General features: G+C 65.3%; 11 protein-coding genes. 5 read left to right on the top strand and 6 right to left on the bottom strand.

What is annotated here, in order from left to right; genetic code table 11:
- Positions 1–282 (bottom strand): helix-turn-helix domain-containing protein (locus tag IC66_RS0116830; protein ID WP_038948404.1); only part of this gene is annotated, 282 nt, incomplete at its 3' end.
- A 289-nt stretch (positions 283–571) separates the two neighbouring features.
- Between IC66_RS0116830 and IC66_RS0116825 the strand changes: the two genes are divergently transcribed.
- Positions 572–2,062, top strand: coding sequence for a hypothetical protein (locus IC66_RS0116825; protein WP_038948403.1), 1,491 nt, complete (start codon positions 572–574; stop codon positions 2,060–2,062).
- A 249-nt stretch (positions 2,063–2,311) separates the two neighbouring features.
- Here the strand turns inward: IC66_RS0116825 and IC66_RS0116820 are convergent, their stop codons facing one another.
- Positions 2,312–2,476: a Flp family type IVb pilin gene (locus IC66_RS0116820; RefSeq protein WP_028140309.1), complete on the bottom strand. Its 165-nt coding sequence runs from the start codon at positions 2,474–2,476 to the stop codon at positions 2,312–2,314.
- A gap of 414 nt (positions 2,477–2,890) precedes the next feature.
- Between IC66_RS0116820 and IC66_RS0116815 the strand changes: the two genes are divergently transcribed.
- The 4 genes from IC66_RS0116815 to IC66_RS0116800 all read left to right on the top strand — a co-directional run bounded on the left by IC66_RS0116815 (position 2,891) and on the right by IC66_RS0116800 (position 7,900).
- Positions 2,891–4,381, top strand: a complete 1,491-nt coding sequence (locus IC66_RS0116815; RefSeq protein WP_038948402.1) for a hypothetical protein — start codon at positions 2,891–2,893, stop codon at positions 4,379–4,381.
- 102 nt (positions 4,382–4,483) lie between these two features.
- The gene (locus IC66_RS0116810; protein WP_049806543.1) at positions 4,484–6,046 is read left to right on the top strand and encodes a hypothetical protein; all 1,563 of its coding nucleotides are present in this window, start codon (positions 4,484–4,486) and stop codon (positions 6,044–6,046) included.
- A 166-nt stretch (positions 6,047–6,212) separates the two neighbouring features.
- The gene (locus IC66_RS0116805) at positions 6,213–7,208 is read left to right on the top strand and encodes a glycosyltransferase family 2 protein (RefSeq protein WP_028140312.1); all 996 of its coding nucleotides are present in this window, start codon (positions 6,213–6,215) and stop codon (positions 7,206–7,208) included.
- 8 nt (positions 7,209–7,216) lie between these two features.
- Complete coding sequence (locus tag IC66_RS0116800) at positions 7,217–7,900, top strand: class I SAM-dependent methyltransferase (protein WP_038948400.1); 684 nt, start codon at positions 7,217–7,219, stop codon at positions 7,898–7,900.
- Between the two features lies 1 nt (position 7,901).
- On the opposite strand, the gene IC66_RS0116795 is transcribed toward IC66_RS0116800, so the two are convergent.
- The 4 genes from IC66_RS0116795 to ybgF form a co-directional block, all read right to left on the bottom strand.
- The gene (locus IC66_RS0116795; RefSeq protein WP_038948399.1) at positions 7,902–9,347 is read right to left on the bottom strand and encodes a hypothetical protein; all 1,446 of its coding nucleotides are present in this window, start codon (positions 9,345–9,347) and stop codon (positions 7,902–7,904) included.
- Positions 9,348–9,517: 170 nt separating this feature from the next.
- Positions 9,518–11,443 carry an ATP-dependent zinc metalloprotease FtsH gene (gene ftsH / locus IC66_RS0116790; RefSeq protein ID WP_018317780.1) on the bottom strand — a complete coding sequence of 642 codons (1,926 nt, stop codon included), beginning with the start codon at positions 11,441–11,443 and terminating at the stop codon, positions 9,518–9,520.
- 264 nt (positions 11,444–11,707) lie between these two features.
- Entirely contained in the window at positions 11,708–12,766 is a 1,059-nt protein-coding gene (tilS, locus tag IC66_RS0116785) for a tRNA lysidine(34) synthetase TilS (protein WP_038948398.1), read from the bottom strand.
- 76 nt (positions 12,767–12,842) lie between these two features.
- The coding region (gene ybgF, locus IC66_RS0116780) for a tol-pal system protein YbgF (protein ID WP_038948397.1) at positions 12,843–13,362 on the bottom strand (520 nt) is incomplete at its 5' end.

Below are 13,362 nucleotides of genomic sequence, written 5' to 3'. Positions count from 1 at the left end.
GCCCGCCAGCGCCGAGGATGGCCCCGGCGCGGCATCGGCCGCCCGGCGGATCGCCGCGAGCTCATCGCGCGAGACCTCGGCAATGAGCTCGGAGATCAGCTCGGCCTTGGAGGGGAAGTAGCGGTAGACCGTGCCGGCCGCGACATTGGCCCGGACCGCGACGGGCGCGATCTGCACCGCCGCCATCCCGCCTTCCGCTGCAGTCTCCCGTGCCGCCGTCAAGATCGCACTGCGCCGCGCCGCAAGGCGCTTCACCACTTGATGCGTCCGCCGATAAACCATGGCGCGCTTCCTGTCCCACACGCCTGCCGCACGCCCTGCGGCAAAACGCTTCGTCACGCAAAAGATGCAAATCGCCCCGCAAAGACTGAACAACTATTCAGGCGGGATGACAAGACGCAAATGAGCATCCGAACGCCCGGCACCTCGGGAGAGCACGCCTAAGCATAATAAACGCATCCTTACGCGGGATGACCGCGGAGGATCAGTTTGGTTTACCTCAACTTAAACGCGATCATGGTGATGTGCGGATGCGCCGTCACTGCGTGGTCGATCCAACCCCGAGAGTTCAATGTCGGTTTCCCTGACAAGCAGCGCTCCCGCGCGCGGCTTAGCACGCTGGATCTTGCCGTTCTGCATCGGTGCCGGTGCCTACCTGTTCTTTCTTGGCGTCGGTGACATCATGCTGCGGGATTCCGACACGCTGTGGCAGATCAAGATCGGCCAGTGGATCCTCGAACACCGCGCGTTGCCCCACAACGACATCTATTCGTTCACGCGCGACGGCGAGCCCTGGATCTCGAGTTCCTGGCTGTCGCAAGTTTTGTTCGCGCTGGTTTATGAACCGTCGAACTGGGCGGGCGTGGTTATCCTGACGTCGCTCGCGATCGGCGCGACCGCGGCGATTTTCGCGCACCTGATCGACCCCTATCTGGATCCCGCGCGCGCCTTGCTGCTCATCGCCCCAATTCTCGTGATGTCGATGGGCCATTTTTTCGCGCGCCCGCACATGCTGGCCCTGCCTGTCATGCTGGCCTTTGTCGGCGGACTGCTGGCGGCCGCCGACCGGCGCACCGCGCCATCCTGGCTGTTGCTGCCCCTGATGGCGCTGTGGGCCAATCTTCACGGCGGCTTCGTCATGGGTCTAGCGCTGATCGGAGCCGTTGGCCTCGATGCGATCGCGTCCGCCGATCGCAAGGACCGCTTTGCACTGGCCGCACGCTGGACCGTGTTCGGGCTTGCCGCGCTTGCGGCAAGCTGCTGCACGCCCTATGGCTGGAACACGCTCCTCGCGTCGACGAAAATCCTCAACCTCGGCAAGCTGCTCTCGATGATCGGGGAGTGGAGGCCAGCCGACTTCAGCTCGCTCGATCTGTTCGGAGTCAGCCTGCTCGGCTTGATCGCCATTGGCTACTACAGCGGCGTGGTGCTGACCGCGACCCGCATTCTTCTGCTGCTCGGCCTGGTCTGGGCGGCTCTCAGCCACTTCAGGAACATCGAGGTTTTTGCGCTGTTGACGCCGCTCGTGCTGTCGAAACCGTTCGCCGAACATTTTGGAATGACGAGGTCCGTTGCACCCAGGGGAACGGAAACGCGGCCCTCTTTTGCGCTGACCGCGATCGCGGCGCTCGCGATCGTCGCGGCCGGCTGGAGCATCACGCGGTCCTATGCCACACCGCACCGCTATGCCTTCATCAGCGATCCGTCTCCTGCGGCCGCGGTCGACCTGCTCGAGCGGCGGCACGCTCAGCGGATCTTCAGCACCGCGCCGATCGGCGGCTATCTGGTCACCCGCAACATCAAGACCTTCATCGACGGCCGCGCCGAACTGTATGGCGAGCAATTCGTGCTCGACTATTTCGAGGCTGTCGAAGGCAAGAACGTCGAGACCCTGCTGCGCCTGCTCGAAACCTACCGGATCGACGCGACTCTGCTGAACAGGACGGTCCCGGCATCGATGATCATGGACCATTTGCCGGGCTGGAAACGACTCTATGCGGATGACATCGCCGTGGTCCATGTCCGCAACGACGCACCGACCAAACCCTCCACGTCACAGTGAGGCACGAACCAAATCTCGAGCATGATCCGGATCATGCTTCAGGCTCCCAGCTCTCGCGCGCCTCGCACGGGCAGGAACGCCCGCCACACGGCTCAAGACACAAGCCGCGGGCTCGCCAAAATGAGAGCCGGACACCTCCCCGCGAAACGCCACCTCGTCCGTTAGCCGATCGGCCGGCAGCAAGCCCTCCCACAAAAGAAAAGAGCCTCGTCTTGGACGAGGCTCTCAGAATTCTCAGGTCGGCCGGCCTTACTTGAGGCTGCTCGAGATCGAGGTGAACTTGGCGTTCAGCGTGGTGCCGAGATTGTTGACGACGGTGATGATGGCCAGCGCGATGCCGGCAGCGATCAGGCCGTATTCAATGGCGGTGGCGCCGGATTCATCCTTCAGGAAACGCGCAACGAGGTTCTTCATAGAGTGCTCCAAATGAGTACACGAGGCTACAACTGATCTGGTCTTTTCGGCTTCCCAGCGCCGCCCGACCATGGAACCAAACGTAGAGGCAAAGAATTGCGCCGCAGTTAATTCGTCTGCGTAAACACCGAGCGGTTTGCGTGTATTCGCCGATGGTAAATCGAAATCTAAAACAATCCGTTAAATTGTCGGGACATGAAACCGGCGTAGCCTGCAGGTTTACCCGAAGTTATGACCGCCCGTGATCCAATGCCGCCCGCTCGGACTGGCGCGCGATGAGATGAATCCTTCATCGCGCTTCAGGTGATTGCTTGAGCATGATCTTCTCGGAAACCGCACCTCACTTTGCGCCAACGCGGCCCGCCGGGTCCGGATCATGCCCGACCGACAAGAACAACAGGACGACGAGGCGGCATGTCACTTTCCTTTGCCAACAGCATCGCGGCGCAGAGCCGCGCGAGGGCCCTGGTGCCGCTATGCGTCGGCGCCGGCGTCTATCTGTTCTTCCTCTACCTCGGCGACACCCGGCTACAGGACTCCGACTCGTTCTGGCAGGTGAAGATCGGGCAATGGATCCTCGATCACCGCGCCATGCCCACCACCGACTTCTATTCGTTCACGCGAACGGGCGCGCCATGGATGTCGACGTCGTGGCTGTCGCAGGTGCTGTTCGCCTATTCCCACGCGCAATGGGACTGGGCAGGTCCCGTCATCCTCACCGCGGTCGCGGTCGCGGTCACGGTCGCGATCTTCGTCTATCTGCTCGACGTGCAGATCGAGGCACCACGCGCAGTGCTGTTCGCGATGCTGGCGCTGCTGCTGTCGGCCCATCACGTGCTGGCGCGGCCGCATATCCTGGCGCTGCCCGTCATGGTGGCGTGGGTCGGTCTGCTGATGGCAGCTGCCGACCGCAAGAGCGCGCCGTCCTGGTATTGGCTGCCGCTGATGGCGCTCTGGGCGAATTTGCATGGCGGCTTCGTGCTGGGCCTCGTGCTGATCGGCCCGATCGCGCTCGAGGCCGTCGAGCACGCCGAGAAGGGACGACGGCTCCAGCTGTTCATGCGCTGGGTGTTGTTCGGAATCGGTGCTCTGATCGCGAGCTGCTGCACGCCGTATGGCTGGCGGACGCTGCTGGGCGCGACCAATATTCTCGGCCTCGGCGAACTGCTGTCGCTGATCTTCGAATGGATGCCCGCGAACTTCTCCACGTTCACCCCATTCGAAGGCGCCCTGCTCGGCCTGATCGCATTCGGCTATTATCGCGGCCTGGTGCTGTCGGCGCCCCGGATCTTCCTGATCCTGTTCCTGACCTGGTGCGCGCTGACCCATGTCAGGAGCATCGAGGCATTTGCGTTCGTGGTACCGCTGGTGCTGGCAAAGCCGCTCGGCGAGATGTTCCCGCGCCCGGCGCCTGACGCCGCCGGTGCCGGGCGCTGGCCCGCCCGCTATGTCACCGCGCTTGGCGCGCTGATGATCGTGGCGGCGAGTTGGACCTCGACGTCGCTCTACATGGCGCACCACCGCTTCACCTTCACAACGACGCACACGCCGGTTGCGGCCGTCGACGTGCTCGAGCAACGCAAGATGCAGCGCATCTTCAATGCCTACCAGTTCGGCGGCTATCTGATCTCGCGCGATATTCCGGTCTTCGTTGACGGCCGTGCCGAGCTCTATGGCGAGAAGTTCGTCATGGACTTCTTCAAGGCGACGGAGGGCAAGAAGCCCGAGCTGCTGCCGCGCCTGCTGGACGAGTACAAGATCGACGCGACGCTCCTGGTTGCCGATGCGCCGGGCCCGCAGATCCTCGACCAGCTCAAGGGCTGGAAGCGGATCTATGCGGACGACATCGCGGTGATCCATGTGCGAGACCATGCGGACAGCGCGACCGCGACGCCTTCGAAGTGAGAGCCTCCTTGAGGGCGCGCACTCGTAACCGTGAGATGTCCCTCCAAAGGCGACGTCGACGCGACCTGGCACACCACGCTCAAACCCCGGCGATCCCGCGACATGTCTTCTTTTGACAGGCCGACTTTGACAATCCCGGCTCGGCTCGACTCGGAGCGGTCCGTGGGAATCGCCGTTCTTGCGGTGCTGGCGGCGGTCTCCTTTCTTCCGGTGCTGCTGACCCCCATTCCCGCGATGGTGGATTATCCCAATCACCTCGCCCGCATGTACATTCTGAGCCGGAACGGCACCCCCGACGCCAATCCGTATTACGAGGGGGCCTGGGCCTTCTATCCCAACCTTGGAATGGATCTGCTGGTGCCGCAGCTGGCGCGGCTGATGAGCGTGGAGAACGCCACGCGGCTGTTTCTGCTGCTGAGCCAATTGCTGATCGTCGGGGGCGCGCTGCTGCTGGAATGGGCGCGGAAGGGCCGGGTTCATCTTGCCGGCTTCGCTGCGCTCGCTTTCCTCTACTGTCTGCCGTTCAGCTGGGGCTTCGTGAATTTCGAGTTTGGCCTCGGCCTCGCTCTCTGGGGCATCGCAATCTACCTGATGCTGGCCGAAGGCCCATGGCCGCTGCGTTTCGTCGCCAATTTGCTGTTCGTCGCTGCGCTGTATGCGGCGCATTTCTTCTCCCTCGGTATCCACGGCGCGACGCTTGGCCTCTACGAGCTCTCGCGCATTCGTCGGCAGCGCGCATCGTACCTGGGCGTGGCCGCGCGGCTCGGCGCGCTGGCCCTGCCGGCGCTCGTGCTGTTTGGGATCATGCAAATGACGGCGGGCTCGATCGGAAGCGAGGGGACGAGCTGGTTCTTCGGATTCAAGCCGGTCTGGCCGATGCGCATCCTGAACGGCTACAGCCTGACGGCATCGGCAGTGACCGGGCTGGCGCTGATGATCTCGTTGCTTTTCGCCGCAAGGCGCGGCGTCCTGAAGCTCGAGCCGGCCGGCCTCTGGCTCGCGATCGGCTTTGCACTGCTCTACCTGGTCATTCCCTCCAAGCTGTTCGGAACCTCGTTCGTGGACCTTCGCGTGATTCCCGCTGCAGCTCTGATCCTGCCGGCCTTCTGCTCGCTGTCGCTGCCGAGCCGGGCCTGGAGAACGGCTGCGCTCGCCGCGATCAGTGGGATCACACTGATCAATCTCGCGATCGTCCTCGCGGTGTGGCTGCCTTACCGCGCCGACTATGCGGCGATCATCGCCTCGTTCCAGAAGATCGAGCGCGGCTCACGCGTTCTCGTTGGAAGCACTGGCGACAACGGTGATCCGCCCTTCGCCGATCTCACCTCGTATCCGATGTACTATGCGCCGACGCTGGCCGTGCATTATGCCAACGCGTTCGTGCCCAACCTCTTCACGGAAGCGGGCAAGCAGCCGGTGCGGCCCCGCGAGGGCGTGCGCCGCCTTGCCATTCCCTATGGAGGGCCGGTGCCGTCGGAGCTGCTCACCGCGATTGCGACAAGCCGGCCGCCGGCGGACGTTCCGCCGTTCATCCGCACCTGGTACCGGGACTACGACTATCTCTATGTGCTCGGACCGCCGGCCGCGAACCCGCTGCCGGAACTGCTCGAGGTGCTGGACACCTCGGAGCGATTTGTTCTCTACAAGATCCGCCGCAGGTCCTAGACCGACGCCACGGCTGCGCAAGCATGGTTAATCGTGCATCGCCATTCCGTTCCGCCTCCGCCCTCAATCGCCCGAGTGCCCTAGATCCTTAACAGTCGCGGCAAGGCGACCTTAACCACCGCCGAACTAGACTCCCGCCCCTGCAACCCAGCCGGAAATCTCTCGCATGGCGGCCAATTCCAGATCGATCCGCTACAGCCTCGTCATCCCCGTGTTCAACGAGGAAGCCGTGCTGCCGGTCCTGCTGCGCCGGCTCGACCTGGTCTTGTCCCGGCTCGACGGTCCGGCTGAAGCGATCTTTGTCGACGACGGCAGCAGCGATTCCAGCTCGATCGTGCTCCAGGCGCTCGCCAAGCGCGATCCGCGCTTTCGCTATGTCGGCCTGTCGCGAAATTTCGGCCATCAGGTCGCCATCACCGCCGGCATGGACGCCGCGGAAGGTGACGCGATCATCGTGATGGATGCCGATTTGCAGGATCCGCCCGAAGTGATCGAGCAATTGATCGCAAAATGGCAGGAAGGCAACGACGTCGTCCACGCCCGCCGCCTGTCACGCGAAGGCGAAAGCCGGTTCAAGCGTGCGACTGCGCATCTGTTCTACCGGCTCCTCGGCAGGATGTCCTCGGTCGGCATCCCCGCCGATGTCGGCGACTTCCGCCTGATCGATCGCAAGGTGCTCGACGCACTCAGGCAGATGCCGGAGCAGGATCGCTTCGTACGCGGCATGATCGCCTGGCTCGGTTTCCGGCAGGCCGAGGTCGCCTTCCACCGCCTCGAGCGCGCCGCGGGCGAAACCAAATACCCGCTGTTCAAGATGGTGCGGCTCGCGGTGAACGCCGCGCTCGGCTTTTCCGATCTGCCCCTGCGGCTTGCGATCTGGTGCGGCTTGACGGTTTCGGGACTGGCCCTGCTCTACGGCGGCTGGGTGATCCTGCTGTGGCTCAGCAAGGACAGCCATCTCGTGACCGGCTGGTCGTCGACGATCGTCGTCGTGTCCCTGCTGTGCGGAATCAACATGCTGATGACCGGTATCGTGGGGCTGTATGTCGGCCGCATCCATGCCGAGGTGAAACGCCGCCCGCTCTATGTGGTGCAGACGCGCGCCGGCTTCGATCGCAACGAGGCGGCGGCAGCGCCTGCAATCCACGCAGTCAACGAGTGACCCGGCGCATGAGCGAGCTCTTCGACGGCTATCACGCCAACTACCGTGACGTTGTCCAGTCCTCGATCGACTTCTCCGGCTTGCCGCATGATTTCTTCATGCGCGCGAAGGCCGATCTCCTGGGCGATCTGATCGCGCAGCGGCTGAACACCGAGAGGCCCGACATGCTCGACGTCGGCTGCGGCGTGGGCAGCCTTCATCCCCTGTTGCACGGCATGGTCGGCCGCTTGAGCGGTATCGACGTTTCGTCGGCCAGCCTGGCGCAGGCCCGCGCGGCCAATAGCGGGGTCGACTACCGCGAGTTTGACGGCCGCACGTTTCCCTTCGAGGACGCCAGCTTCGATCTCGTCACGGCCATCTGCGTGATGCACCATATCGTGCCGGCCGAATGGACGCATTTCATCACCGAGATGCGGCGGGTGGTGCGGCCCGGGGGGCTCGTCTGCGTGATCGAGCACAATCCCTACAACCCGCTGACACGTCTTGCCGTTGCGCGCTGCGAGTTCGACCGGGACGCCGTCCTGCTCAGTGCCGGCAAAGTCCGAAAGCTGATGGCTGCGGGCGGCTTGCGCGAGATCGGCGCCCGCCATTTTCTGCTGCTCCCCTGGGACACCAAACCGGCGCGTCGCCTCGAAGATGCCCTGAGCGGCGTGTCGCTCGGCGGCCAGTACGCGGCCTTCGGGTCCGTCTGACTTATCTTTGCGGCGTATCCCGCCGCTTGTGCACGACCGCCACGTCGTCGCTGTAGACGCGTTGCCACTGCGGCAGCCGGTCGAGCATCGCGGCCGCCGGTGTCCGCGGCGCGAGCAGCGTCGCGCCGATGTCGTATTCGTCGAGCAGCTTGAGAAAATCTGCGAGGTCAACCAGCGCCAGGGCACGATTGTAGCGGTCGATGAACGGCCCGCCATACAGTTCGCCGCGACCATCGATGAAGGTGGGAATGCCGGCAAAGATCAAATAGCCGCCGAAGGAATAATCGTTGAGCACGCGCCCCGCCTTGGCGAGGTCGGCTTGCGCGACGGCAGCTTGAGGGGTGATGACGGTAGCCGGCCGTATGTCGCGCGCCAGCGCCGCCCCGCTCATCGCGATCAGAACACCGAGCGCGGCCAGATTCAGGCCGCGCGACGCGCCCTCCGCATCGTCCGTGATCCGCCCGCCGAACTTCCGGCCCAACGGGGCCGCCAGATAGAGCGGCGCCAGCATGGCCAGCAGATCCGCATTGCGCACCTGCGCCAGTGCGAAATGGAGCAGGCCGATCACCACCAGGGCCCGCACGACCGGCAACGTCACGCCGCGCGCGAGCGCAAAGATGCCGGCCAGCAGCAGCAACTCAAAGCCACCGAGATGGCTGAAATCCTGCGGCCGCCATTCCCCGATCCAGGCGAGCGCAGAGCCGAGGCCGAGTGTCGTCAGCGGCATCAGCAGCGGCTCCGGCCCGTGCGGCGTCAGACAGGACGCCGCGAGGGCAAGGGCCGAGAAGGGCAGCCATCGCAGCAGCACGCGCGGCCATTCGCTTCGCTCCTCACGCAGCAGCGCCTCGAGCACGGCCGGACCGATCAGCCCGAGCGCGAGCACCACGCTGCCATGCAGATTGGTCCACAGCACCAGCAGCGGCAGCGCCCAGTATGGCGGAGGCCCGCCGCGATCCATGCAGCGCACCAGGGCCGCCGCCCAAATCACCATCACCGGCAGCACGAGGACATGCGGCCGCGCCAGCATATGCGGCGCCAACAGGATGACGGCCGCGATCACCATGAGCAGCGTCAGGGCCGGCGAGAGCTCGCGCAGCAGGAAGAAGGTGAACAGGCCAAAGGCGAGCGCTATCGCGGCTGCTGCGACGACGACGACGCCGGGCCAGCCGGACAATGCGTAGGCTCCGGCGTAGACGATTTCCGAGAGCCACTCGAAGGTGATCCAGGGCGCGCCATGCTTCGAAAACGAAAAGGGATCGCTCTCCGGCAGGGTGCCATGCGCGATGATCCAACGCCCGACCTCGATATGAGAATAGCTGTCGGGATCACCAAGCAGCCACGGCCCAACGATCAGCAACAGGGCATAGACGCCGATGCCCACTGCCCAAGGGAGCGCTGCACGTGCCGAAAACGGTTGAACCGCGCTGTGGACGACCTGGTCAGTCATGGCGGGCCAAAATAGGACGCAAGCGTTAAGTTCTTCTTTAGTGATTCCCGCGTTTGCCCCGGAAGCCGCGCGCTTCGCTCGCGCCGGGAGCGCCCTGCATCCGCGAACCGCCAGCCAACAAAAAACGCGGCGTTTCCGCCGCGTTTTGCAATCTCACCTGCCGCTCGCAATTACGCCTGCGGCTGCGGCTCCAGGCCGGGATCCGCATCGGGCCGCGGGCGCGGCGACTTGCCGGCCGGGGGCACCGCGGAGGCGCGCGGCGTGCTCGGCTCGAGCACGGACTCGCGGTTCGGCTTCTTGCCCTTGAGCAGATCGACGATCTCGTCGCCGGAGAGCGTCTCGAACTCCAGCAGGCCCTTGGCGAGCGCTTCGAGATCGGCGCGCTTCTCGGTGAGAATACGCGTCGCTTCGTTGTAGCCCTCTTCCACGAAACGCCGGATCTCGGTGTCGATCTTCTGGACCGTCGCCTCCGATGCGTTCTGGGTGCGCGACACCGACATGCCCAGGAAAACCTCGTCCTGGTTTTCGCCATAGGACACGGTGCCCAGCGCCTCGGACAGGCCCCAGCGCGTCACCATCATCCGGGCCAGGCGTGTCGCCTGCTCGATGTCGGAGGACGCACCCGAGGTCACCTTCTCGCGGCCGAAGATCAGCTCTTCGGCGACACGGCCGCCCATCATGATCGCGAGCCGCGAGGTCATCTGCTCCAGAGACATCGACAGCTTGTCGCGCTCGGGGAGCTGCATGACCATGCCGAGCGCACGGCCGCGCGGAATGATGGTCGCCTTGTGGATCGGGTCGGTCGCGACGACGTTGAGGCCGACGATGGCGTGGCCGCCCTCGTGATAGGCCGTCAGCAACTTCTCTTCCTCGGTCATGACGAGCGATTTGCGCTCGGCGCCCATCATCACCTTGTCCTTGGCCTCTTCGAATTCGGCCTGCGTCACCATCCGCTTGTTGCGGCGGGCGGCGGTCAAAGCGGCCTCGTTGACGAGGTTCATCAGGTCGGCGCCGGAGAAGCCCGGGGTGCCGCGCGCGATGGTCTTGAGGTTGATATCGGGGGCAAGCGGCACCTTGCGAACGTGAACCTTGAGGATCTGCTCGCGGCCGACGACGTCGGGGTTCGGCACCACGACCTGACGGTCGAAGCGGCCCGGACGCAGCAGCGCGGGATCGAGCACGTCGGGACGGTTGGTCGCGGCGATCAGGATCACGCCCTCGTTCGCCTCGAAGCCGTCCATCTCGACCAGCAGCTGGTTCAGCGTCTGCTCGCGCTCGTCATTGCCGCCGCCGAGGCCGGCGCCACGATGACGACCGACCGCGTCGATTTCGTCGATGAAGATGATGCAGGGCGCGTTCTTCTTGGCCTGTTCGAACATGTCGCGGACGCGGCTCGCGCCGACGCCGACGAACATCTCGACGAAGTCAGAACCGGAGATGGTGAAGAACGGCACGTTGGCTTCGCCCGCGACCGCACGCGCGATCAGGGTCTTACCGGTGCCGGGAGGGCCGACCAGCAGCACGCCGCGCGGAATGCGGCCGCCGAGGCGCTGGAATTTGCCGGGATCGCGCAGGAATTCGACGATCTCCTGCAGGTCCTGCTTGGCCTCGTCGACGCCGGCGACGTCCTCGAAGGTGACGCGGCCATGCGCTTCGGTCAGCATCTTGGCGCGCGACTTGCCAAAGCCCATCGCCTTGCCGGCGCCGCCCTGCATCTGCCGCGACAGGAAGATCCACACGCCGATCAGGGCGATGAACGGCAGCCAGGAGACCAGCAGCGAGACGAACCACGGCACGTTGTCGCCGGGCGGCTTCGCGGTGATCTGCACCTTGCTGTCATAGAGGCGCTTCACCAGCGTCGGGTCGCTGGGCGCATAGGTCTGGAAGCTGGAGCCGTTGGTGAAGGTGCCGTGAATGTCCGGCCCTTGGATCACGACGTCGCGCACATTGCCGCGGTCAACCTCGCTCAGGAGCTGCGAGAAGGCGATGTCCTGCGAGGAGGCCCGCTGACCCGGATTCTGGAAGAGCGTGAACAACGCCAAAAGCAGCAAGACAATGATGACCCAGAGGGCGAAATTGCGCAGATTGGCGTTCATCGATCTTCCTTCGTGGTCGCGCGGATCGCGGCCTCATCCTTGGGCTCTACGAGGAAATCCCCAAGGAATCCTCATCGTTAGACGCATACAATTTAGGTGCCGTCCCCGTCGCTGCCAAGGGAACGAGGTGGGACTATTTATCCCATCTTAGAGCGATTCCCGCTGAAATAATGGCGTCCGAAGCGGGGTTTTTCCTGCCTGGTTAAGGTGTCCTGACGGCGCGGGGCCGAATTGGCCGGTGTCATGATCCGCCCTCGTCCGCGCCTATCCGCCCTTGCGACGCCGGACCGGCGCCGGTGCGACGTGGATACGCCCGCCGGCAAGGCTGATCAAGGCTCCCGCAAGGGTCTGCCTCAGGGCCTGCCGGCCATTTGCGCCCGTGCGAGGGCTTGCGGCGATGGCCTGGTCGAGCGCGGCAAGGAGAGACTCAACCTTGCCGAGTTCCGCCGGCCCTTCATGCCCGAGCGCGTTGATGGCCCGCAGCAGGAGCCGCAGCCGGACCTCCTCCGGCAGGACGGCAAAGGCCGAGGCCTCGAAGCTTCGAACACCTGCCTGCGGCGCATCGCCGCGATCCCTCAAATGGAGGAAGCGCTCGGCGCCGTCGGCCAGCAGCTCGACCGCCGCATTGGCCCGCGCCAGCCGGGCCGCGAGCCGCACCAGCGTGCGGGCATCGCCACCCTCGGCCGCAAGGAGCGGCAGCAGCGCCCGCAGCCGCGGCCGGGTGAAGGCGGTGTCGCGGTTGGTGGGATCGTCGGCAAAGCCGATCCTGGCCCGCTTCAAGGTCGCGATCAGCTGCGACTTCGGGACCTCGAGCAGCGGACGCGCCAGCACGATCCCGTCGCGCTCGCTGAGGGAGGCCATTGCCGACAGCCCGGCAAGTCCGCTGCCGCGCAACAGGCGCATCAACAGGGTCTCGGCCTGGTCGTCGCGGGTGTGGGCGGTCAGCACATGGCTCGCGCCGACGGCACGCGCGGCCTGCGCGAGCAGGCGGTAACGCGCCTCGCGCGCCGCCGCCGGCAGTCCGGTCTTCGGCTTTGCGCCGCGCCAGCGCAGGGTCCGGTGCGGCAATCCGAGCTCCGTGGCGAGCCGCTTGACCTCGCGCGCCTCGCGCGCCGCCTCTCGCCGCAGGCCGTGATCGATCGTGACGACGGTGAGATGCGGGCCGCGCGCGAGGCTGCGCCGCCAGCGCGCCGCAAGCCACATCAGCGCGACCGAGTCGGGCCCGCCCGACACGGCGAGCACCAGCGCCGGCGCGCTCTTCAGGCCGGCGAAGAGCCGCCTCGCCTCGCGTGTCGAGATCGGAGAATTGTCGTCGTCTGACATGACGCGGCCCTGACCGTCGCAGGCGGATGGTTACGATGTCTAGCGCAGCGCCATCCGCGTTGTCAGGACCCCGACGTCAGCACTTCACCCGTTTCTGCTCGCGGTCGACCGCGGCTTTGACGCCGGCGGAGGCGCGCGGATATTTGCGGCCGACCTCGCCGAAGGCGGCGCAGGCGGCCTCCTTCTCCTTCAGCGCGGCGAGCGACTGGCCGAGCCGCAGCAGCGCATCCGGGGCCTTGGCCGATTTCTCGTATTTGGTGGTGACGGCGAGGAAGGCTTCCGCGGAGTCCCGATATTGCTGGCGCTGGAAGTAGCTCTCGCCGAGCCAGTATTGCGCGTCGCCGAGCAGCGGGTCGCTCGGATATTTCTGCGTGAAGTTCTTCATGGTCTGCTCGGCGAGCGCGTAGTCCTTGCGCTGCATGTAGCCGATGCCGAGGTCGAACTCGTCGCGCGGCGTTGCCGAGGGCGGCAGCGTGGTCAGGCCGGCGCCGCCGGCCGGCGCGGGAGAGCCGGATTGGGCCGGCGGATAGCCGGGCTGCGCGGCCGGGGGAGCGGCCTGCTGCTGATAACGGGGGCCGGTGTTGGCGAGATCGAGC

The sequence above is a fragment of the Bradyrhizobium genomosp. III genome (assembly GCF_000261705.1).
Classification (GTDB): Bacteria; Pseudomonadota; Alphaproteobacteria; order Rhizobiales; family Xanthobacteraceae; genus Bradyrhizobium; species Bradyrhizobium ottawaense.
The sequence above is the reverse complement of the archived record's forward strand: the minus strand, read 5'-3'. Positions and strand labels throughout refer to the sequence as shown.